We start from the raw sequence: 21,085 nt of genomic DNA, 5'->3' as shown, positions 1-21,085 counted from the left end.
CCGGCGCGCCCGAACCTGCTATCAATCCGGCCTCAGCATTCTCGAGAGCCTACGCATTGCGGCAGGTATCGGCGCGATCACCGGCACTTGGAAGCGGTGTGCGAGTCCGATTGCCGCTTGCCCGAGCGGGCCACCGCCGATGACGACGGCTTCGGCGCCGTCCTGTTCGACACATGCGGACACCACGGCTGCGAGCGCTTCTTCAAGGCGAAGCGGATCGGACGTGAGTTCTTGCGGATTCCCGCTGGTCAGGCGGGTGCCGGTATAAACACTGCTCAAGCCGAGCGCGTCCACGCTGGCGTCGATCGACTCGACCAAATCCGGTGTGACCGTCGCGATGCCAAACCGCCTCCCATCCTGCGCCGCCTCCAGAATCGACGACTCGCAGATACCGACGACGGGCACGTCGGTCAGTTCGCGCAGCAAGTGGATTCCGGGGTCTCCGAACGCGCTGATCACAACGCCATATACCTTCGTCGTGTGTCGTTTCCAGACTTCCACAACCTCGCCGGCAGCCGCGTGAAGGCGCGGCGCATCGACAATCATCGGCACGCCGCGTGTCGCGGTCGCTCCGCTCACCGTGTAGCCGGGCGGCGCGCAGGACTGGGCGATCGCGACCATCATTGCGGTCGTTTCGGTCGAGGTGTTTGGATTGAGCAGCAGGATTTCGCGCATATCGAGAGAGCGTGATAGGTCAGCCATGAACGGTTGCTGCTACGTTCGGTTGGGTGTCGAGATCGGCGGATTCATCGAGCTTATGTCCATATGTTTCGGGAGCGAACTGGATGACGGCGGTAAATATCGCGTACATCACGGCGATCAAACCGAACACGCCGGCGATCCCTTGCAAGTCGAACAAGCGGCCCGACACGAGTGGCATCAGCGCGCCCGCCGTCGTGCCAAGGGCGAGGATGAACGAGGTGCCGAACGCTCTCACCCGTGTCGGGAAAAGTTCGGGCGCGTAAATCCAGATCGTCGTGTTGAGCAGCAGGACAAAGAACTGGAACAGGGCACCGCATGCGAGGATCAATAAGATACTCTTCGCGAGGAAGCCAAAAGCAAGCGCGGCGAAACAAGCGAGCACCGCACCGATCGTCAAAACGCGCTTTCTCGGGAAGTGATAGCCGAGCAGCGCTGCCGCAGAGGCGCCGAATAAGCTGCCGCCTTGCATGATCAGCGTAAATACGAGACTGCGCGTGATCGTGTAGCCCTGCGCGACGAGAATCGTCGGCATCAGTGTCAACACGGAAATCTGCGCGCCATAAGTCATCCAGATGGCGATGCCAACGGAACACGTACGACGCGCAAGACGGCCGCGGAAAATGTCGAGCACGTTTACTTTTTCGTTACCGGCTGCCGCCGGCATGTTTTCCGACACGTAAATCTTCACCTCTGCCGGCTCGCCCGTCAGCTTACCGGTGGCCAGCTTGGCAAGTACGACGTTCGTCTCACGGAACCTGCCTTTGGCGAGGAGAAAGCGAGGCGTCTCCGGAATGATATGCCGGTAAAACGCGGCGAGTATCGCGGGAACCACCAGGCAGGCGAATAACCAGCGCCAGCCGTCGGGGCCGGGAAAGACGGCGAATACTGCGATGCCGAAAGCCGGTGCGAGAAAGTTGCCGAGACCGCCAGCCCCGACATTCACGAGGCCCACGGCCGTGCCGCGAAATTTCTGCGAGCAGAATTCGGCAAGCATGGTGACGGCAATTGCGATTTCACCGCCGAGACCGAAGCCCACGATGGCGCGCCCCACGCAGAGGACGACAAACGTCGGCGCCAGCGCACAGATTACCGCGCCAAGCGTGAACAGCAGGAGGTCGGCGGTCAGCATCATGCGACGGCCGAATCGGTCGGCTATGTAGCCCGAGACCAGCCGACCGAGTGCGGCCGACGCGAACGTCACGGTATTGAGCAGGCCGATGTCTGTGGCGCTCAGGCCCCACTGTGCTCGCAACATCGGTGCGATAAGGCCGACGGCGTTCTGCTCGAAACTGTCGAACAGGCAACCGATCAGGATCAACAGGATGATGGTCCTGTGTGCAGGTGTGACGCCGATGTTGTCGAGCGCCTGATCGAGCTGCGCAGAGCTTGTGAGCGTAGAAGACGCGCTATTCGGTGTGCTGGCCATGATCGCCCCTTTCAGGTGTTGACGGTGACGAATGCGGCCACCGCTTCGTCCGTGAGGCGATCCTACGATTTCAATTTATATTTATCAAGAAATATTAATTTCACGTAGGTGAGATGCTAAGTGACTGTGTTTTCAATGCTTTTCAAGCTGCACCGTAGTCGATCATTGCTGGGTTGAATGTGCACATTCGGGGTGCGGGAAGTGGGCCGGAAAGCGTGTTTCTCCCCTTGTTAGCGCATGTGACACTTGGGCGTGCATCGGGGTGGTGCAGTTCATATTTCTCTTTTTGGAGAGACATGAAATTTCAGTTCCGTCAGTCGCCGGCGTGCGGAATGTCATACGGCGAACAGACTGACGTCAAAGTTCTCCCATGTGATCATGTGCGCTCTCGATCGCACTCAGGCGTTTTCGCCCGCGAGTTCCCGCATGTTCAAGGACCTTCGTCGCGAGCAGCCCGCACAGACCGAGCACGGCGACATGATTATCGAGCGGCCCCGGCGCCGTGGTCTCGCAGTTGATCGACCAGGTAGCGCCCTGATGTTCTGGCGCCTGTTGATCGGTGATGTAGAGGGTCTTCGTGCCTGCCGACGCAGCGTAATCGAGGATCGCGTCCGTTTGCGGGACGCGACGGCGCAGACCGAAGACCACGACGAAATCCTTTGCTTCCATGCTTGCGAGATGTTCGCCGACGGTCTCGCCCGGACCGGGCAACACGATGACGCGCTCCACGACCTGAAGAATTTGCCAGCGGAAGTAGCTGGCGAAGGGTTGACTGCTGCGGAAGCCGAACACGAACACTTGTCGCGCGGCCACGATGGCCTTCGCAATTCTGTCGATCTCCGTGTTCGACAGACGCCCGAATGTGCCGGTCAGGTTCAGCGCGCCCTGGTTGGCATGGGCTTCCACCGCATTGGGGCTGGCAGCTTTGGCCGAGTCGGAAAGCAGCAACGCCGCGCCAGTCTGTTTCTCGTCGCGAACATGACGCCGCGCTTCTTCGTAGCCGGGATAACCGAGACGCCGCACGAAGCGGCTGACAGTGGCCTTGGAGACCTCGGCGAGTTCGGCAAGCTCGGCGCCCGTGTAACTGGCCAGATCGCCGGGAAAATCGAGCACGAATTCGGCCAGCCGACGCTCTGCGGCGGGCAACTCGTTCAATTGTGAGCGGATTCGCCCCACGAAGGATCGCGATGCGGCTTGCATAGTGGGTTTCTCGATATCGCAACGCTGTGCGCTGAAGCGCGGTGCTCAGGGTAGGGGCGGCGATGGTTTGACGCGGCTAGTTTCGCCGAATTATATCTGCGATGGCGGCTGACGAAGTCGCTCGGCTAATAGCCGCAACGGTGCTGCCAGGTTCATCGCACCCGTGCCCCACCGCCGCTGCCCGACACCTTCCGTGACGATTTCGCGCACCTTTGGCGATCGCTTCGCGACTTCGCTGATCGTGATTGACCCGTCCGAAGTGCGGCGGCCGCAGGTAATGTAGCGGATGAGGGGACAGGGGCCGCCTGACGTCTCCCTGATTTGAGTAGCGCGGCGATTTAGAGTCCAATCACGTAGTCAGGAGATTGGACATGCAGAAGAGATTCACCGACGAGCAAATCATCGGCTTCCTGCGGGAAGCCGAGATGGGAATACCGGTCAAGGAACTATGCCGCCAGCACGGCTTCTCCGAGGCCAGTTACTACCTACGGCGCAGCTAGTTCTGCCTCACGTCCGATTTACCGCATTCCATTCGGCACGTTGACGAGCCCGCCACGGAGCCGCGTCAACGAACCGATGCAACTCGTTCTCAGAACGCCCGGCGGAAGATCTCTTCGATCTCGGCTTGCTCTGCGCGTCGCGGGTTGGTGAATCCGCAGGCGTCCTGCATCGCATTCGCGGCAAGCGTCGGGACGTCTTCCAGCTTCGCGCCGAGTTCGGTCAACCCGTTCGGAATCCCGATGTCCTTCGACAGCCGGCGGATCGCGGCAATCGCCGCCTTCGCGCCTTCTTCGTCGCTCAGACCGTCCACCTTCTCACCCATCGCCTGCGCGATATCCTTCAACCGTCCCGCACTCACGCTCGCGTTGAACTCTTCCACATGCGGCAGCAGTACCGCGTTGCAGACGCCGTGCGGCAAGTCATAGAAACCGCCGAGCTGATGCGCCATCGCGTGCACGTACCCGAGGGATGCGTTGTTGAACGCCATCCCTGCGAGGAACTGTGCGTACGCCATGTTCTCGCGCGCCGTCATGTCGTCGCCATGCGATACCGCACGACGCAGGTTCTGCGAAATCAGCGTGACCGCCTTCAGTGCACAGGCATCAGTGATCGGCGTGGCCGCGGTCGACACATACGCTTCCGTCGCGTGCGTCAGCGCATCCATCCCTGTCGCGGCCGTCAGCCCCTTGGGCATCGCCGCCATCAGCGCCGGATCATTGACCGATAGCAACGGCGTGACATTACGGTCGACGATTGCCATCTTCACATGACGCTTTTCGTCCGTGATGATGCAGAACCGCGTCATCTCGCTCGCGGTGCCTGCCGTCGTGTTGATCGCGACGAGCGGCAGTTGCGGCTTCTTCGAACGGTCGACGCCTTCGTAATCGGCAATCTGCCCGCCATTGGACGCGCACAGCGCAATGCCCTTTGCACAGTCATGCGGCGAGCCGCCGCCCAGCGAGATCACAAAATCGCACTGGCTCTGCTTGAGGACGGCGAGTCCGGCTTCCACATTGCCGACCGTCGGGTTCGGCTTCGCGCCGTCGAACACCACGGATTGAATGTCCTGTTGCGCCAGCAGCTTCGCTACCTTGTCTGCAACACCCGCCTTGGCGAGTCCGGCGTCGGTCACGATCAGTGCACGGCGGAAATGGTACTGACGCAGGGCGCTAATTGCCTCGTCGAGGCTGCCAATGCCCATCATGTTGACGGCGGGGATAAAGAAGGTCGTGCTCATGGTCATGCTCCTTATTCGTTCTGTGAGGGGCACACCACGCGCGCCGGTTTCTCGACGCGAGCGCGCATATGGTGTCCAGAATCATCGTTTGCAAGCACTGAAGACAGCATCGCACCTATGGCGCGATGCGTCTTTGATCTGTTGCAAACTCAGAGGCGACTAGCGTGAGCGCTCAGAAGAATCCGAGCGGATTGATGTCGTAGCTCACCAGCAGATTCTTCGTCTGCTGATAGTGGTCGAGCATCATCTTGTGCGTCTCGCGACCGATACCGGACTTCTTGTACCCGCCGAACGCGGCATGCGCCGGATAGAGGTGATAGCAGTTGGTCCACACGCGTCCTGCCTGAATGCTGCGGCCCATGCGGTATGCGCGATTGATGTCGCGTGTCCACACACCGGCGCCCAGACCGAACTCGGTGTCGTTGGCGATGGCCAGCGCTTCCGCCTCGTCGCGGAAGGTGGTCACGCCGACCACCGGACCGAAGATCTCTTCCTGGAACACGCGCATGCGGTTATCGCCCTTGAGCAGGGTCGGCTGGATATAGAAGCCCGACGCCAGCGGGCCCTCCAGTATTTCGATGCCGCCGCCCGTCAGCACCTGTGCGCCTTCCTTGCGCGCGAGATCGAGGTACGTGAGGATTTTGTCGAACTGCTGCTGCGACGCTTGCGCGCCGACGGCCGTTTCCGTGTCGAGCGGGTCGCCGCGCTTGATACGTGCGACCCGTGCCATCACGACTTCCATGAAGGGCTCGTAAATCGATTCCTGAACGAGCGCGCGCGAGGGGCAGGTGCAGACCTCACCCTGATTCAGGAAGCCCAGCACGAGGCCTTCGGCGGCCTTCTCGATGAACTCCGGCTCGCCGCGCATGATGTCTTCGAAGAAGATGTTCGGCGACTTTCCGCCCAACTCGACGGTGCTCGGAATCAGATTGGCGGCGGCCTTCGCCAGGATGTGGCCGCCCACGGGTGTCGATCCGGTGAAGGCGATTTTGGCGATGCGGCGGCTGGTCGCCAGGGCTTCGCCGGCTTCCTTGCCGAAACCCTGAACGATGTTGAGCACGCCCGGCGGCAGCAGATCGCCGACCAGTTCGGCGAACAGGGTGATCGAAAGCGGCGTTTGCTCGGCGGGTTTTAGCACCACGCAGTTGCCTGCGGCGAGCGCGGGAGCCAGCTTCCACGCGGCCATCAGCAGCGGGAAGTTCCACGGAATGATCTGGCCGACGACGCCCAGCGGCTCATGGAAGTGATAGGCGGCGGTGTGCTCGTCGATCTCCGCAGCCGTACCTTCCTGGGCGCGGATGCACCCGGCGAAGTAGCGGAAGTGATCGATGGCCAGCGGAAGGTCGGCGGCGAGCGTCTCGCGCACCGGTTTGCCGTTGTCCCATGTCTCGGCGACGGCGAACCGCTCCAACTGCGCTTCGAGGCGGTCGGCGATTTGTAACAGAATGCGCGAGCGCGCCTGTACCGACGTCTTGCCCCACTTGGACGCTGCGGCATGCGCCGCGTCGAGCGCAAGCTCGATATCTGCCCCGCTGGATCGCGGAAACTCGCCGATGGTGCCGCCGGTGACGGGCGACGTGTTGACGAAATACCGTCCTTCCACGGGCGGGACGAACTTGCCGCCGATGTAGTTTTCGTACCGCGCTTGCAAAGACAGCAGGGCACCGGGCGTGCCGGGTGGAGCGTATCGCATGTTGTGTCTCCGAATATTGTCGTGTCGGTGGCGCTGTGGCCACGCGGGGTAGTAAGCAATTCGCGGGCCACCTTCGGCCAATGCCGTATCCACGCGGTTCATGGGCGTGCGGCGGTCGCCGGGTGTCACGAATCCGTGACACCTTTGTCCCTGACGGTGACACCCCTTGTCTCGTCGTTGTGACAGACAATCGATTTGCGTCTTCCGATTGACATAGCGCATTGCAATGAACCCCGGCATGGGACATGCTTCGGGAACGACTACGAGATCATCCGGCACGGGGGAGACGACCAATGCCAGCCAATACAGAGTCCGCGCACGCGCGCCGTGTGCTGAATGCGGTACAAGGTCATTCGCTGCACGGTGCCGCCGCGACGGACCCGAACATCGCCGATTCCTGGCGCCGCTGTCTGGATACCCACGCGCTCGATCCGGGCGCGCGGATGGCGCCGCGCGTGCTGGAGTCGGCACAGTTGCGCGAGCGGCGCAGCGCAATGGAGCGGCTGCGCAGCGTATCCACCCCTGTGCTCGAGCGTCTGCAACGCCAATTGATGAATCCGCATCAGGCGGTGTTGCTCACGGCGCCGGACGGGGTGATAGTCGACTCACGGCTCCACGACGGCCAGCGCGACGATTTCCATCGCGCAGGGCTTTGGCCGGGCGCGGACTGGAGCGAGTCGTGCGAAGGCACCAACGGCATTGGCACCTGCGTGGTCGAGCGTGCTCCCGTCATCATCTGTCAGCAGGATCACTTCCGCGCGCTGCACACGGCGCTCACCTGTACGGCAAGTCCCGTATTTGCTCCGCAAGGCGAACTGCTGGCCGTGATCGACGTGTCGTCGACGAGCGCCGACCTCACCCGGCAGAGCCAATTCCATACGCTCGCGCTCGTGAATCTGTCGGCGAAGGTGGTGGAGAGCGAGTATTTCTTCCTGCACTATCGCGACGAATGGCTGCTGCAATTGCAGGAGCAGGCCGATCATCTCGGCGGCTTCGCGCAGGCATTGATCGCGTTCGACGACGCCGGCCGCGTGCTTGCCGCCAACCAAAGCGCGTTGAATCGACTGGGCGTGCCGCGCGACGAGATCGTGGGCACACGCGTGGATCGATGGTTTGCGCAAACCCTCGACGCGCTGCTGGCACAAGGGCATCCCGCGCCGAGCGCGTGCTGGCCGATTCGCACGCATCACGGCGAATCGCTGCTGGCGATGGTGCGGGCGCCGCACCGCGCAGCGCGGCGCGTTAGCCATCTGCCGATGTCCCGGCAGGAAACGTCTGCACCGCCGTTTTCCGATCCGGCGCTGGCGCGCGAGTTTTCGCGGGCGTGCCGCGTCTTCGCTCACGATGTGCCGGTCCTGATTCGCGGCGAAACCGGGAGCGGCAAGGAAGTCTTCGCGCGCGCGGTGCACGCGGCGAGTGCGAGAGCGAACGGTCCGTTTGTCGCGCTGAATTGCGCGGCGATTCCCGAGTCGCTCATCGAGAGCGAGCTTTTCGGCTACGTGGGCGGCAGCTTCACCGGGGCGCGCAAAGAGGGGATGAACGGCAAGCTTTGGCAAGCGAATGGCGGCACGCTGTTTCTCGACGAGATTGGCGATATGCCGTTCGCCATGCAAACCCGCCTGCTGCGCGTGCTCGAAGACCGCATGGTGTCGCCGCTCGGCGGCGGCGAGCCGGTGCCGCTGGACATTCGCATACTCAGCGCGACGCACCGCGACCTTTCCGAGCGCATCGCCGAACGGCTATTCCGCGAGGATCTCTTCTATCGCCTGAGCGGGCTGGAAGTCGGGGTGCCGCCGCTGCGCGAGCGTGAAGACAAGATCGACCTGATTCAACGGCTATTGGCACAGGCCTGCGAACAAGGCCGGATCACCGTGACGGACGCGGCGCAGGACCGGCTTTGCACCTACGCGTGGCCGGGCAACGTGCGCCAGATGCGCAGCGTCATCCGCACGCTCGTCGCGCTGAGCGAGAGCGGTGTCGTCACGCTCGACGACTTGCCCGGCGAGTTGCGCGACGTGGAGCGCGTGGCGACCGAAACACCTCGGGCGGAGGCCCCGCTGGAAGCCGCGGAGCGCCAGGCGCTACGGGCTACGCTCGACGCTTGTCAGGGGCAAGTGAGTGCAGCGGCGCGCAAGCTCGGTGTGAGCCGCAACACGCTTTACCGGAAATTGAAGCGATTCGGTTTGCTGCGCGGATGAGGCTTGCCGCGCAGACGTCAGGCCGAGCGCTCACTTCATCGGAATCGGCGTGTCCCGGTCCACGGGAACTGCGGTCACGCTGTTCTGCGGGGAGCCGTCGATGAGCTTGTCGGAGTAGGTGAGATAAACGAGTGTGTTGCGCGTCTTGTCGATCATGCGCACGATACGCAGCTTCTTGAAGAGCGGGGACAGCCCTTCCGAGAAGACCTCTTCTTCCTTCGGCAGCGGCGCGCCGAACGAAATCGGTCCCACGGGGCGGCAGGCAATCGAGGCTTCGGACTTGTCTTCCGCCAGCCCGACCATGCCCTTCATGCCACCGGTCTTCGCGCGCGACACGTAGCACGTGACGCCGCGCACCTTCGGATCGTCGAAGGCATCCACGACAATCTTGTGATCCGGGCCCAGCAATTTGAATGCCGTGCTCACGTCGCCGATCCTCTCGGCATGTGCCCAATTCGCGGCGGCTGTCAGCGCCAGTGCCAGTCCGAGTGCTTTCTTCATGAGGATGTGTTCCGTCAAATGTTGCGTTAGCAGCGACCTTCGCCCGCGATGTGTGCCGCGCGTTGCGGATTCTACCCGCGTCGCGTGAGCATCGTTACAACCATTGCGAGAAGGCCGCCGAGTCCCTCTCCGGCGTGATGTACCACTGTCGCCGCGCGGGGTCGTAGACGGCGCCGAGGGCCATCAGTTCGTCTTTTGCGTCATAGGTGTCGCCGCTCAGATAGCGGCGCGCAGGTGCGGTGTCCACGGGCGTCGCCATGTTGCGAACGAGCGCGTCGTCGGCGAGGCGAGTCGTGCGGGGCAGGTCGAGCGAGGCGATGAACCCGCTCTGACGGGTTTCGTCCCGCGACGTAATCAGCGACAGCGATTCCCGCGCCCGGGTGAGCGCCACATAGAACAGGTTCTTCTCGCTTTCCATCTGCGCGAACGGATTCGGGAACTCGTTGCGTTCCAGAAAGGGAATGATGACGTGGTCGAACTCCTTGCCCTTGAGGTTCGCAACAGTGTCCACGCTCACGCGAGTGCCCGTTCGTGTGCGCCGGATGGCAGACAGGCGCGCCATCATCGACGAGAAATAGTCGGCGAGCGGCGTGTCGTCGGAGGGGAGTGTAGACGCAAACGCGCGCAGCGTGCGTTCGACGAGATCGACATCGTAGGGGCGCGCGTAGAGGCGCGTGGCTACTGCCTGAAAATCGATTTTCTGACGGATGCGGCGGAAGGCGTCGCTGGCCGAGAGCGTCGGCAGGCTCGCGCGCAATTCGCGAATCAACTGCCCGATATTGGCCGCCGGTGTGCCCGGTGGCGCGCCCAGCAAATACGACGCGTAAATCTGTTCGATCAGTTCCGGGTGTTTTGCCGTCAGTTGGTACTGATCGCGCGAGAGGCGAATGCTCGCGAAGATGCCCAGCACTGCCGCAACGGACATGCGCTCGCGCTCGTCGATTGTCTCGTGTGCGCGCATCGCCAACGCGAATACGGCGCGCACGAAACGGATCTCTTCCCGGAACTGAAAACCCCCCTTGTTCGGCGACTCGAACGGAATCTCGGCCTGCCACAGTGCTTCTTCTATCGCGGCGCTTTGATGCCAGTCGCGCAGAAGTACCGCGCACGTCGAACGCTTATCACTCTCTTGCAGCCAGCGACGCACGTCTGCAAGCACGACATCGGCAACGGCATTTTGCGCGCTGTCGGCCGTGATGACCTCAATGGGCGTGTGACGCCGGACATACGATTCGATGGCCTTGCGCTTGAAAGCGGCGACCGGATAGGCGATATGCGGGCCATGACGGAACGTGCGCGTGAGTTTGTAGGCGGTCGCGCCGGAGAAATCCATCTGGAAGCGCTCGCCCATATAGACGTCGCTCGCGCCCATCTCTCCGTGGATGACCTGATCGCGATCGCCAACGCCGACGAAGCGGCAATTCAGCGTGCGAAGCAAATGGCGCAGCACGCGATACGACGCTTCGTTGAAGTCGTGTTGCTCGTCGCACACAATCAACCGGCAAGGCGCGAAGTATTGCGGCAAGACACTCTCCCGATCGATCAACTGCGCGAGATCGTACGTCGCGTCGAAACGGTCCCGGAACTTCGGCTCGTCCAGCGCGCCCAGGCGAATGCGTTCATAAGCCTGAGCGATGGCGTATTGGGCCGGCGTGACGTCCAGACGTTCGAGTAAATCGCCAAGCTGTTCGTCATCGACGTCGTCGAATAGCGCGCCGCCCGCTTTGAGCTTTCGCATGGCTTCGAGACTTTGCGCCACATTGATGTGATTGTCCTCGAAGGCGCCCGGTGCGTAGCGGTGTTCGACGTCGTCCCGCAATGTCTCCATGGCGTCGGCGATGGAGGACGTGAGGAAGCTGTCGCGCTGAATGCGCCGGGCGCGTTCGTTCGCAGTGGGCAAGGTCTCGAGCACTTCGTGGCTGTAGTCGTCGAAGGTCGAGACGCGCACGCGCTTGTGCAACTCGGGGTGGATGCCGGAGCGTTGCAGGCGGGCACGCAGCACGTCGGCTGCGGTGGCGGTGAAGGTCAGCGCGAGGATCTGCTCAGGGGGTGTGCCGCCGGCGATGGCTTCGCCGATACGCGCGACGAGTGTCGTCGTCTTGCCGGTGCCGGCATTGGCCATGGCGATGCAGATCCGCTCGTTCGCGACCTGAAGGGCGATCTGCTCGACGGTCAATGCGGGACCGTTGGGCACGAAGCGTGGGCTGCGCGCAGGGGATGGAGTTTCACTCATGACGTCGACCTTGCTGAGGGCGGGGCGACACACGATGATGCCTCATGCGTCTGGCCCGTCGAATTCTGCGGCAGCGGCGACAATCGCCAACTGTTTGTGTCGCGGATTCTACTCGCCTCGCGCGGCCGGCCCCGGCAACCTGCCTCGGAGCCCGCTCATGGATTTGCGGACAGCGCCGTCGCCCCGGCGAGGGGCGACGGCCTGATGCTTGACTGTACGCTACGACTTGCTACGGTGCTTTACCACTTATCGTCTTGCGCCGGTGCTGATTGCGCACTGGCCGGCGTCGAGCCCTTCTTCGCCGCCTTCTCCCCGGTCGCGGCCTTGCCTGCCACGGCGGCGGGCGCTGCGGTGCTCCCGGCCTGAGGTGCCGAGCGGCCTTGCCCGCCAGCAAGCTCGCCACGTACCTGAAGACCGGCGATCGGCAGCGTGTCGAGGTTGAGATTGCTGCGCACGTTCTCGAGATGCCCATACGACAGGTTCTGCGTCACGCGTTCCACAACCAGTTCGCAGCACGGGTTCTCGGTGCGTCCGAGGCTTTGCCCCGTCTGCGGATCCTTGAACTCGTTGCCCAACGCGACGACCGCGTAGCGGCCCCCTTCGCGCAGCGCCTGTCCGCCCTGACTGACGACGACATTCGTGCCGTCGCGTCCGAGTACCGTAATCGGGAACGTCGATTGCAGGATTGCGCTGACGATGGCCTTGCTGGCCTGATCGGTCATCTCGGCGAGAATGCGTTGTCCGTCGACGCCGGTGCCCAACGTGGTCGGCGCGGTCGCCGGCAATGTATTGCTCAACGAGCTGGCCGCCGAGACCTGGCGTGTCGCCACGTTCACCATTTTCTGCGAAAGCGCCCAGCCGCCCGAATAGCTCACGAGTTGCCGATCGCTCGTGCGCAACTGCCGTGCCTGCCGGGTGTAGTTGAACGCGCTCACGCGTGCACTCCACACCAGATCGACACTGGCGGCTTGTGAGAGCTTCGCCAACTCGGCGCTGGGCGCTTCGCCGGACTTGATCATGTCGAGTTCTTGCTCGATCTCGGGGCTCATCTCCCGGTCGAGCACCGCAAAACGGCCAGTCTGCACGAGGGCATCGCTGACCCGTTGACGCAGTGTTGCCGCGACTTCGCGAGACGCAACGGTGGTGTCGCCCATCGGCAGCGAGGCCTGCGAGAAGACGACCGGACCGACGACGACCTTGAGCTTGCGCATGTCGGCAGACGGCTTGAACTTGGCGATATCGGCCTCGATGCTGGCCTTATAGCGTTTGGACAGCACGCCCGGCTCGTCAAGGCTGATCACGCGCAGATGCTGAATAACACCCCCCGAACGCTGCTGCACGATGTCGGCGAATGCGTTTGCGCGCAGCGATGCCGAATCCTGATTGAGGCTGACGTCCAGCCCATACTTGGCCGTCACGCTGTCGGACTGCACCACGGCGCCGTTGACCTGCATCAGCGCGAGCTTCATCGCTTCGAGCATGGCTTCGCCCGCCGTGTTGCCGAAACCGACTGCCGTTGTCTTTTCGGTCTCGACCTTACCGGCGTCCGGTACGGGCGCGGCTGCGTTCGGTGCGGAGGAGGGGGCCTGAGGCGCGTCTGCCGGCTTCTCGGAGCATCCGGCAATAAAAAAGAGGGCCGCAAGGGCCCCCGTGAGCGAGTTACGCATCATGTTGTGGGTAGGGTGCTTTGGCTTACAGCGCTGCGAGTGCCTTGGTGGCATCCGCCGGGACTTCGATGCCGTTGCTGCGTGCGAAGTCGATGGCGTTCTTCAGTGCCTTGCCCGCTTCCGTGACCGAGCCAGGGAAGTTCGACACGACATAGGTGGCGCCGCCCAGCGAGGTGAGCGCCATCGGCGAGGCGCTCTTCATGTTGTTGCCCATCGACGTCACGTCGTTGCGCATGCCGACGTAGTGCACCATACCCAGAGCGAGGTGGCCGAGGCCTTGCGTGAACGTCTTCTTCGAAGCATCGTCGAGCACCGGCTTTTCCTTGAGCTTCGCTGCGATGGCGCCACTCGTGTCGCCCACGGCGTTGACGGCCTTCGAGGCCGAGTCCTTGTCCTGCGTCGAGCCCGACGACAGTTGCGCCACGACGGCGGCTGCTTGTTCGGCTTGCGTCTTCAGGCCGAGGGCTTCGCCCATCTTGGCGTTGGCGTTGAGCACGTCGACGTTGGCGGCGACGTAGTTCTTCACCAGCGCCGCTTGCTGGCCCGACAGATCGGCGGTGCTATCCGACTTGCTGCCGCCGCCCACGAGGCTGGTCAGCCCGCCGAGTTGGGCATACGAGGCGCCCGAGGCACCCACCAGAGCGGCCGCAACGGCGCAAGCGATGATTTTCTTCATGAACGTCTTCTCCAGGAGAGGGAGGGTTGAATCTGCTGATTAACGCAGACTGAGATTGGTGATCTGGCTGGTCAACTCGCGCGCGGCGTTGTTGGCCGCCAGACGCAGCGCATTGGTTCGGGCCTCGTCTTCGGTCGGACCGGTGCCGGCGTACTGAACGGGGCCCACCGAGGCGACGGTATCCGGAATGGTCTGGCCGATGTCGAGCAGTTTTGCGTTGACGGTGACAGCCACGCGCATGAGCCCGGAGTTCGGATCGCGATCGGCGAGGCCGACGTCGAGCGTGCCTAGTGCGATGTAGGACATGCGTGCGACGCGCATGCCCGAGACCATCGACGCGAGCGTTGCCGGCTTCAGATCCATGCCGTTCTTGTAATCGTCCTCGACATTGGCGACCTTGAACTGGCCGCCGGTATAAGGCTCGACCAGCGCGGCTTCGTTGACCTTGAAGCCGGCCTTCGCGAACGTCGACGTGAAGACTTGCGACAGATTGGCGCTGGGAATCAGGCGATACGTGTTGTCGGTGGCGCGTCGCGTGGTGCTGCCACCCGTCTCGACGGACGCGGAGCTTTGCATCGATGCGGACATCTTCGCGTTCGTCGCCGCACTCGTGCCGATCTGATTGCCGCGAATGTTCTCGCCCTCGGTGCCTTGCTCTGACGCATTGACCTGGGCCTTGACGTCGGCTTTGCGGTCAATGCGCTTGTACACGCGGTCGTCATACGCCCGCGAGGTGCCGACTTCACGAGAGACGAAGATGAACGCCAGCGGCGAGCGCCCGGCCGGCCCTCCCTTGGCGACCACGGAATTGCGCTTCACGGCGTTGCGCAGATTCGCCACGTTGAGCGAGACACGCACGGCCACGGTGTACTGCTTCTTGTCCGAGTTTTCCTCTTCGGCAAGGATCGTCGAGTCGAGGATGTAGCGATCCGGCTCGGCGAGAATCTTCTGGCGAATCGCGTCGAAGTTCTCCGACTCGGCCTCGCCGGCCTCGGCGTAGTAGAACTCCACGGCCTTCATCTGGGCGGCTGACAGGGCGCGCGCCTTGTCGTCGCGCGAGATCGACCAGCCCTCGTAGGTTACGGTCGCTTTGCCGCGCGCCTGCTGCACCTGTGCAGCAGCACCCGATGCGAACAAGGCCGCGGCACACAACAACAAAAATCGCTTCATTACTTGCATAGCTTCATCAATCCCATCGTCTTGTCGATTTGCGACGAAATGTCCGGCGCCGAAGCGGCAGACTTCACCCATGATGTGTCCGTCCCCGCCACCGACTCGGCAAGCTTCACGAACAGACCGTTGACGGAGTCGTAATAGGCCGGGAAATCGTCGACCCACGTCTGCGATGCAGGAACCGGCTTCACCTCACCGTTCTTGAGCGAGGTGTTCAGGTAGGTCGCACCGGTCAGCGGCTCGCGAATGGCGACATCCGCGTAGCTGCCGTAGATGTACGCCGTGCCCACAGCGTTCTCGCTGTACTTGATCTTCTTGAAATTCTTGAGCGCGACGTCGATCTCATAGTCCGGCTGCGGCAGCTTGAGATTGAAGACCGTGCCGTCCATGATCTGCATCGACATGACATTGCCAATGGCATAGCCCTTCGAGTAAGGCACAACGGGCACGCCGATGCGTGTGGAGATCGCTTCGCTGGCCATGTCGGCGACCCACGTCTGCGCAGCGGCGGGTGTGGCCTTCAGATAATCGGGCAGCACGGCTGCGGCCTCCGGCGTGACTTCCACGTGGGTGACTTGCAGATAGCGGGGGGCCTGATCGGGCAACTGCGCTTGTGCGACGGACGAGGCAAAGCGGGCGTACAGCCCGGGCTTGCCGTTCGCACCGTCATAGACCATGCGCACGCGTTCCAGCACTTCTGCGCGCGTCGGCTCGTGATCGAGGTTGTCGACGTAACCGAAGCTGACCGGATAGGAGCGCAGTACTGTCATCGACTTGAAGTCGAAGAACAGCACTTGGCCGCGCAGCAGGACAAACAGCTTGCGGATAGCGCCGAAGCGCTCGACGGAGACAGTCTCGGTATTGATGACGAGCGATACGACGAGCGCTTGGTCACGGCCCTTCAACTGGTCGATCGGCCCGGTCGTGAGCGTGAGGTGTCTGGCCGGATTCTGATTGACGGCCGCCAGCAGACGTTTGTATGGCGAATCGCCCGCCGCTTTCAGGCCGGTTTCATAGGCGCGCGAATAGGGAAATCGTTTGTCGATGCTGGCGGCGTCGCCCCCATAAGCTGCGCCAGCGAATGTCACTGTCTTGTCTGCGGCCTGGGCCTGAACGCGGCCCGCAAACGCCATCGAGAATGCCATCGAAATGATGATGGCAAGACGGAAGAAGAATCCGCCGGCTTTCATATTGTTATGCTCCCCCGGTACGCCCCCATTGAAGATGGGCGCGTGGACGCGGAATACTGGACTACTAACTATTTCAAGTCAATTCATTGGCATTGATCCTATATGAATTGATAGGGGGGGCGGCAGAGCCTGTTTGTATGTCCGATGCAGGTAATTTGGCGTGGATGCCGGGGCCGGAAATTCGATGGCGATACCGGGGGGGCGATCAGCGGTCTTTCACGGCGGCCCGCCGAAGCGCCCGAGGCGCGGGTTGTCAGCCCCCGCCAAATGCGCTATAGTCACGCCTCTTCGCGCGGGGGGTATAGCTCAGCTGGGAGAGCGCTTGCATGGCATGCAAGAGGTCAGCGGTTCGATCCCGCTTACCTCCACCAAACGAATGACAGTTTCCGTCCCCTTCGTCTAGAGGCCTAGGACATCACCCTTTCACGGTGAGTACAGGGGTTCGAATCCCCTAGGGGACGCCATCTATCGGTCGCAGTGGGTTCACACTTCGCGACCGGCCGGCGTCGGATTCGGCAAAATGCATAGGAAAGGCCGGATGTCTTTAAAGACATCCGGCCTTTTGCGTTTACCGTTCCTATTGATTTCCTTATGCGATCGCACAGTCGTCATGCGCAATGACGGTTTCATGACGATCGGGAAATCAATAAATCTGCCTGACTATTTTCCAGCGCCTGGGCCCCGCCTCGACGTCGATTCCGGCGTCGGCACGGGGGTTTCGTCGCTTTCGCTACCCCTCCCATCCCGCCTCTGCCGGACTTCAGGTGTTGTGCCTGCGCGACATGAGTAATCTTCCGAATATTGGGGGGACAGTAAGGGGACGATTGGCTTATACCATCCGTCATCGAGTTTGCATGGGATGCCGGGAGGGGAACGGCGCCGTGCGAACACACAGGTGGTAAGAGGCGCGCATCGATCCAGGTATTCTCACCCGCGCATTGATGATCGCCAGTCGAGATGGCCAAATTCATCGAAATAAGTCGGCTTCCAATGTAATCGAATTGGATTCGATGCGGGGGCTCGACCTCATGCCACACACCGCCCTTGCCTGAAGTTTCCAGGGGCAAATGAAGCCTGAGTGCCGCACGGCATGAATAGGCTCCGACGAAAACGTAGAACTATGAAAGTCCTGTCTATCTTCGGCACGCGTCCCGAAGCGATCAAGATGGCGCCTCTCGTGACGGCGCTCAATCGCGAACCCGGTATCGATAGCGTGGTGTGTGTAACCGGTCAGCATCGGCAGATGCTCGATCAGGTGATGTCGTTATTCGATCTCAAGGCCAAGTACGACCTTGAGGTCATGGTGCCCAATCAAACGCTCAACGGCCTCTTCTCGCGGACCATCGAACGGGTCGACGCAGTACTGGAAACCGAAAAGCCCGATTACGTGTTGGTTCACGGCGACACGAGCACGGCCTCTGCTTGCGCACTCGCTGCCTTCCACCGCCGCATTCCGGTCGGTCATGTGGAGGCCGGTCTGCGTACTGGCGACCTGTCAAAACCGTTTCCCGAAGAGATGAATCGCCGCGTGGTCGACAGTGTTGGCGATTGGTTGTTCGCGCCGACTGCGACATCTCGGGAGAACCTTCTGCGTGAAAACCTGCACGGCCGAATTGCCGTGACAGGCAATACCGTGATCGATGCGCTCGCGGCACTCACCGCCCGCCTGCGCGATGACTCGCCGCTCGCCGCTGCCGTATCGGCGCGTTATTCGTGGCTTGACGCATCGCGCCGTCTGGTACTCGTGACGGGCCACCGTCGCGAGAGTTTCGGCGATGGTTTCCGCAACATTTGCGCCGCGCTTGCCGAACTCGCACGGCGCGACGATGTACAGATCGTCTACCCGGTGCATCTGAACCCGGCGGTTCGCGAAGTGGTGATGACCGAGCTGGCCGGCTTCGGCAACGTGCATCTGATCGATCCACTTGATTACGTCGATTTTGTCTGGTTCATGCAGCGCGCCTACGTGATCCTCACCGACTCGGGGGGCGTGCAGGAAGAAGCGCCGTTCCTTGGGAAGCCGGTGCTGGTGATGCGAGACGTCACCGAGCGGCCCGAAGCGGTCGAGGCCGGCACGGTGGCGCTGGTCGGTGCAAACCGGGGACGCATCATCGAAGGCGTGATGCGTCTTCTGGATGATCAGGCATATCACACGTCGTTCTCGCGACGCCTGAACCCGTATGGCGATGGCCATGCGGCGGGTCGCATCGTCGACGCACTGTGCGGACGTCCGGTGGCAGAGTTCGCCCCCGGACTGACGGGCAGCCCAGACGCTTCGAGCGTCAATTGATCGGGAGCGCCGACCGTGTCCGATCACGTGTACGCGAATTTGCCGGATTTGCCGGTGCCGTTCTACTCCGTGCCGTCGCGTCTGCGCAACGTCACGTCAACTCACGGAATACCCATGCCGTTGCCTAATCGGATGACCACCCACAGCGTTTCCTCCCGCCAGCCGTCGCGCGCGCAGCGCGCCGTGAGCCGTGCGACTTCGACCCTGGCGCTTAGCGCGCTGGCTGCCGGCGTGATGCTGCCAGCCGTATCTCACGCTAGCGCGCTGGGCGACGGTGTCCGGGCGTTGGGGGCGGGCGCTAACCTATCGCGCACCATTGCGCTTGCCGACCTCGGCGTCACGGCGCCGATCGTGCTGTCTGGTGACGCAAACCAGGATTTTTATCTTCCCGTTCCGAAGGGGTTGCCGCTGGCCGACGCTTCGCTCACCTTCGATGGCCGCTATCTGAAGGGGGAGAAGGGCCCGGCTTCGGTCGTGCTGTCGATCGACGGTCAGCCCCTGACTTCGCAGTCGGTGCCGGATGGCGACGGGCCGCTTCAGCGCAGTCTGGCCGTGCCGTCGCGTCCGCGCGACACCGGCTTCGTGCGCCTCGGTGTGAATTGGCATTCGCGCACCGGCACCTATCGCTGCGAGCCGGATCATTCGCTTGCCAATTCGGTGACGATCATGCCGCAAACGCGTCTGACCTATCGAATTGACCAGAAGTCGGTCACCAGCCTGGACGACGCGTGGAGCACGTTGCCGGGCTCGCCCGCGCTGCTCATTGCATCGAAAACCCTGAGCAAGGAGGCGTTCGACAGCGCGTGGCGTATCGGTGTCGCGCTTGAGCGCAGCGGTAAGCGTGTGGTCGTGCGCGCACTGCCGGCCGTGGGAGATACGGTGGACACCCGCGATGTGGTCGTGCCCGCCGCGCTTGCCGGCCTGCCTGCGTTTGCCGCCATCAAGGACAACAATGCGGCGCACAAGCTGGCCAACGACGCCGAACTCGGCGCGCTGCTGGCTGTCGGGGCCCCGGCAGTGAGCGGCGAAATCGCCGTTTCGGACGCTGCGATGCGCACGCGCCTGGCTACCGCTTTCGACGCACTGCAAGGGCAACTGGTCAACGACAGCGATGCCACGGACGCCTTCAAGACATGGCGTGCCCAACGCGCACCGCTCGCTACCGATGCGCTGGGCGCGAATCAGATCCGTCTGCTGTCGATGGGCAACCGGTCGGTGATCGCCATTGCCGCCGGCGCCGGTGCTCAAGCCTCCGGTCTGTTCGACGATTCGCTGCGCCGCGTGTTGCTGTCGAGCAATGTGACCGCACCGATCGCTCGCACGCCGGATATCGAAGACAAGCAAGTCGTGCGTCTGTCGAGCCTCGGTGGCTCGGCAGATAGCTTCGACGTACTGGCGCGCGGCGACTGGGTGGTGAGTTTCCCGCTCTCCGCCGTGGCTTCGGGCGGCAGCATGCCCGGCGAGATCTCGCTGTATCTGTCGGCGGCGCCTGGTCCGGCGACTTCCAAGCCGGTGGCGACCGTGTTCTGGAACGGCATTCTGCTGGCCGCGAAGCAATTGGATGCCAATGGCCGTCCGGAACAACTCAAGGCTCGCGTGCCGGGCTATGCGCTTGGCGTGACCAACAATCTGCGGGTCTCGGTGCAACGCCAGCCGTATTCGGCCGACTGTAACGAGATTCCGCAGGCTTATCCGGTCAATGTGCTGCCCGCTGCCAGCTATGTCCGCCCGGGCAAAGCGGAGCCGGACGGCACCTTCGTCGGCCTGTTGCCGCTTATGGCGGGCAACGCGCAACTGATCGTGCCGGAACGCTATCTGCAATCGGCGCCCGAAAATATCCGCCGTGTGATCGGTATCGCAGCGGCGAGCGGTCTGTCGCCCTCGCGTGCCGAATTGACGGTGGCACCCACCGACAAGAGCGTGAAGCCGGGCAAGCCGTTCGTGGCGATGGAAGTGCAGGTCGATGGCGCGAAGCCGTCTGCGGTCGTGACCGATCGCAAGCGTCTGGAGATCGGCGGTAAGGACGCCAAGTGGCTCGACATCACGGGTCTGCAACAGCTGTCGACGGCAGAGGTCGTGCGCGGCGGCGGTCAAGACGGTCTGCTGTGGTACGCCATCGGTGAACCGAAGGCCGATGTCGGCGTGCCGTTCCTGCTCAACCGCGGCAATCTGGCAATCATCGGACCGGCCGGTCCCGTGGCATGGATCGATACCAGCAACCCGGACGCGAGCTTGCCGCCGGGCGCAGGTGAAAGTGCGTTCTACGAGTGGCGCCGTTACGTCTCGTGGGGCGTGCCGACGATCGCCATCGTGCTGCTCATCTTCCTGACGCTGCTGGTGCTGGCGCTGCGTGCAGGCCGAAAGAACAAGAACGATCGTTAAGCACTCGCAGCAGGTC

At 62.6% G+C, this 21,085-nt stretch carries 14 protein-coding genes, 2 tRNA genes and 1 pseudogene; 6 read left to right on the top strand and 11 right to left on the bottom strand.

Annotation, left to right across the window (positions count from 1 at the left end; translation table 11 throughout):
• Positions 1-21 precede the first annotated feature (21 nt).
• The 3 genes from C266_RS09370 to C266_RS09360 all read right to left on the bottom strand — a co-directional run bounded on the left by C266_RS09370 (position 22) and on the right by C266_RS09360 (position 3,328).
• On the bottom strand, positions 22-675 hold the full coding sequence (locus tag C266_RS09370) for an aspartate/glutamate racemase family protein (protein ID WP_036662293.1): 654 nt from the start codon (positions 673-675) through the stop codon (positions 22-24).
• 19 nt (positions 676-694) lie between these two features.
• Positions 695-2,128 (bottom strand): MFS transporter, encoded by a 1,434-nt coding sequence (locus C266_RS09365; RefSeq protein WP_010808749.1) that lies wholly within the window; start codon positions 2,126-2,128, stop codon positions 695-697.
• Positions 2,129-2,485: 357 nt separating this feature from the next.
• Entirely contained in the window at positions 2,486-3,328 is an 843-nt protein-coding gene (locus C266_RS09360; RefSeq protein WP_010808748.1) for a MurR/RpiR family transcriptional regulator, read from the bottom strand.
• A 371-nt stretch (positions 3,329-3,699) separates the two neighbouring features.
• On the opposite strand from C266_RS09360, the pseudogene C266_RS09355 reads away from it, so the two are divergent.
• A pseudogene (locus C266_RS09355) lies at positions 3,700-3,825 on the top strand (IS3 family transposase); the annotation flags it as partial.
• Between the two features lie 92 nt (positions 3,826-3,917).
• Here C266_RS09355 and yiaY read toward each other — a convergent pair.
• Together yiaY and C266_RS09345 are read right to left on the bottom strand one after the other, a co-directional pair.
• Positions 3,918-5,066, bottom strand: a complete 1,149-nt coding sequence (gene yiaY, locus C266_RS09350; RefSeq protein WP_010808746.1) for an L-threonine dehydrogenase — start codon at positions 5,064-5,066, stop codon at positions 3,918-3,920.
• Between the two features lie 172 nt (positions 5,067-5,238).
• Complete coding sequence (locus tag C266_RS09345; protein ID WP_010808745.1) at positions 5,239-6,759, bottom strand: aldehyde dehydrogenase family protein; 1,521 nt, start codon at positions 6,757-6,759, stop codon at positions 5,239-5,241.
• A 293-nt stretch (positions 6,760-7,052) separates the two neighbouring features.
• On the opposite strand from C266_RS09345, the gene C266_RS09340 reads away from it, so the two are divergent.
• Positions 7,053-8,957 carry a sigma-54-dependent Fis family transcriptional regulator gene (locus C266_RS09340; RefSeq protein WP_010808744.1) on the top strand — a complete coding sequence of 635 codons (1,905 nt, stop codon included), beginning with the start codon at positions 7,053-7,055 and terminating at the stop codon, positions 8,955-8,957.
• 30 nt (positions 8,958-8,987) lie between these two features.
• Here the strand turns inward: C266_RS09340 and C266_RS09335 are convergent, their stop codons facing one another.
• The 6 genes from C266_RS09335 to C266_RS09310 form a co-directional block, all read right to left on the bottom strand.
• Positions 8,988-9,458, bottom strand: a complete 471-nt coding sequence (locus C266_RS09335; RefSeq protein ID WP_010808743.1) for a CreA family protein — start codon at positions 9,456-9,458, stop codon at positions 8,988-8,990.
• Between the two features lie 94 nt (positions 9,459-9,552).
• On the bottom strand, positions 9,553-11,691 hold the full coding sequence (locus C266_RS09330; protein ID WP_144265761.1) for a UvrD-helicase domain-containing protein: 2,139 nt from the start codon (positions 11,689-11,691) through the stop codon (positions 9,553-9,555).
• Between the two features lie 239 nt (positions 11,692-11,930).
• The gene (locus tag C266_RS09325; RefSeq protein ID WP_010808741.1) at positions 11,931-13,361 is read right to left on the bottom strand and encodes a CsgG/HfaB family protein; all 1,431 of its coding nucleotides are present in this window, start codon (positions 13,359-13,361) and stop codon (positions 11,931-11,933) included.
• Between the two features lie 22 nt (positions 13,362-13,383).
• Positions 13,384-14,034 (bottom strand): hypothetical protein, encoded by a 651-nt coding sequence (locus tag C266_RS09320; RefSeq protein WP_010808740.1) that lies wholly within the window; start codon positions 14,032-14,034, stop codon positions 13,384-13,386.
• Positions 14,035-14,073: 39 nt separating this feature from the next.
• Positions 14,074-15,204: a hypothetical protein gene (locus tag C266_RS09315; RefSeq protein WP_010808739.1), complete on the bottom strand. Its 1,131-nt coding sequence runs from the start codon at positions 15,202-15,204 to the stop codon at positions 14,074-14,076.
• On the bottom strand, positions 15,204-16,397 hold the full coding sequence (locus C266_RS09310; protein ID WP_010808738.1) for a hypothetical protein: 1,194 nt from the start codon (positions 16,395-16,397) through the stop codon (positions 15,204-15,206). Before C266_RS09310 ends, C266_RS09315 begins: the two co-directional genes overlap by 1 nt.
• A gap of 295 nt (positions 16,398-16,692) precedes the next feature.
• Here C266_RS09310 and C266_RS09305 point away from each other — a divergent pair.
• The 4 genes from C266_RS09305 (at position 16,693) to C266_RS09290 (ending at position 21,069) form a co-directional block, all read left to right on the top strand.
• Positions 16,693-16,768: transfer RNA gene (locus C266_RS09305), tRNA-Ala, on the top strand.
• Positions 16,769-16,785: 17 nt separating this feature from the next.
• A tRNA-Glu gene (locus C266_RS09300) sits at positions 16,786-16,861 on the top strand.
• Between the two features lie 656 nt (positions 16,862-17,517).
• Positions 17,518-18,687, top strand: coding sequence for a non-hydrolyzing UDP-N-acetylglucosamine 2-epimerase (gene wecB, locus C266_RS09295; protein WP_010808737.1), 1,170 nt, complete (start codon positions 17,518-17,520; stop codon positions 18,685-18,687).
• Positions 18,688-18,702: 15 nt separating this feature from the next.
• A complete protein-coding gene (locus C266_RS09290; RefSeq protein ID WP_010808736.1) occupies positions 18,703-21,069 on the top strand; it encodes a hypothetical protein in 2,367 nt (788 codons plus the stop codon).
• The last annotated feature ends 16 nt before the right edge of the window (positions 21,070-21,085 follow it).

It is taken from the genome of Pandoraea sp. SD6-2 (assembly GCF_000389825.1).
In the GTDB taxonomy this organism is placed as follows: Bacteria; Pseudomonadota; Gammaproteobacteria; order Burkholderiales; family Burkholderiaceae; genus Pandoraea; species Pandoraea communis.
This window is presented reverse-complemented; position numbering and strand designations above follow the sequence as displayed.

What these genes read in the sequence shown, in the direction of transcription:
- yiaY (WP_010808746.1), bottom strand. Translation starts at nt 5,066, where the DNA reads ATGAGCACGACCTTCTTTATCCCCGCCGTCAACATGATGGGCATTGGC.
- C266_RS09335 (WP_010808743.1), bottom strand. Translation starts at nt 9,458, where the DNA reads ATGAAGAAAGCACTCGGACTGGCACTGGCGCTGACAGCCGCCGCGAAT.
- C266_RS09310 (WP_010808738.1), bottom strand. Translation starts at nt 16,397, where the DNA reads ATGAAAGCCGGCGGATTCTTCTTCCGTCTTGCCATCATCATTTCGATG.
- C266_RS09325 (WP_010808741.1), bottom strand. Translation starts at nt 13,361, where the DNA reads ATGATGCGTAACTCGCTCACGGGGGCCCTTGCGGCCCTCTTTTTTATT.
- C266_RS09315 (WP_010808739.1), bottom strand. Translation starts at nt 15,204, where the DNA reads ATGAAGCGATTTTTGTTGTTGTGTGCCGCGGCCTTGTTCGCATCGGGT.
- C266_RS09345 (WP_010808745.1), bottom strand. Translation starts at nt 6,759, where the DNA reads ATGCGATACGCTCCACCCGGCACGCCCGGTGCCCTGCTGTCTTTGCAA.
- C266_RS09360 (WP_010808748.1), bottom strand. Translation starts at nt 3,328, where the DNA reads ATGCAAGCCGCATCGCGATCCTTCGTGGGGCGAATCCGCTCACAATTG.
- C266_RS09365 (WP_010808749.1), bottom strand. Translation starts at nt 2,128, where the DNA reads ATGGCCAGCACACCGAATAGCGCGTCTTCTACGCTCACAAGCTCTGCG.
- C266_RS09320 (WP_010808740.1), bottom strand. Translation starts at nt 14,034, where the DNA reads ATGAAGAAAATCATCGCTTGCGCCGTTGCGGCCGCTCTGGTGGGTGCC.
- C266_RS09330 (WP_144265761.1), bottom strand. Translation starts at nt 11,691, where the DNA reads ATGAGTGAAACTCCATCCCCTGCGCGCAGCCCACGCTTCGTGCCCAAC.
- C266_RS09370 (WP_036662293.1), bottom strand. Translation starts at nt 675, where the DNA reads ATGCGCGAAATCCTGCTGCTCAATCCAAACACCTCGACCGAAACGACC.
- wecB (WP_010808737.1), top strand. Translation starts at nt 17,518, where the DNA reads ATGAAAGTCCTGTCTATCTTCGGCACGCGTCCCGAAGCGATCAAGATG.
- C266_RS09340 (WP_010808744.1), top strand. Translation starts at nt 7,053, where the DNA reads ATGCCAGCCAATACAGAGTCCGCGCACGCGCGCCGTGTGCTGAATGCG.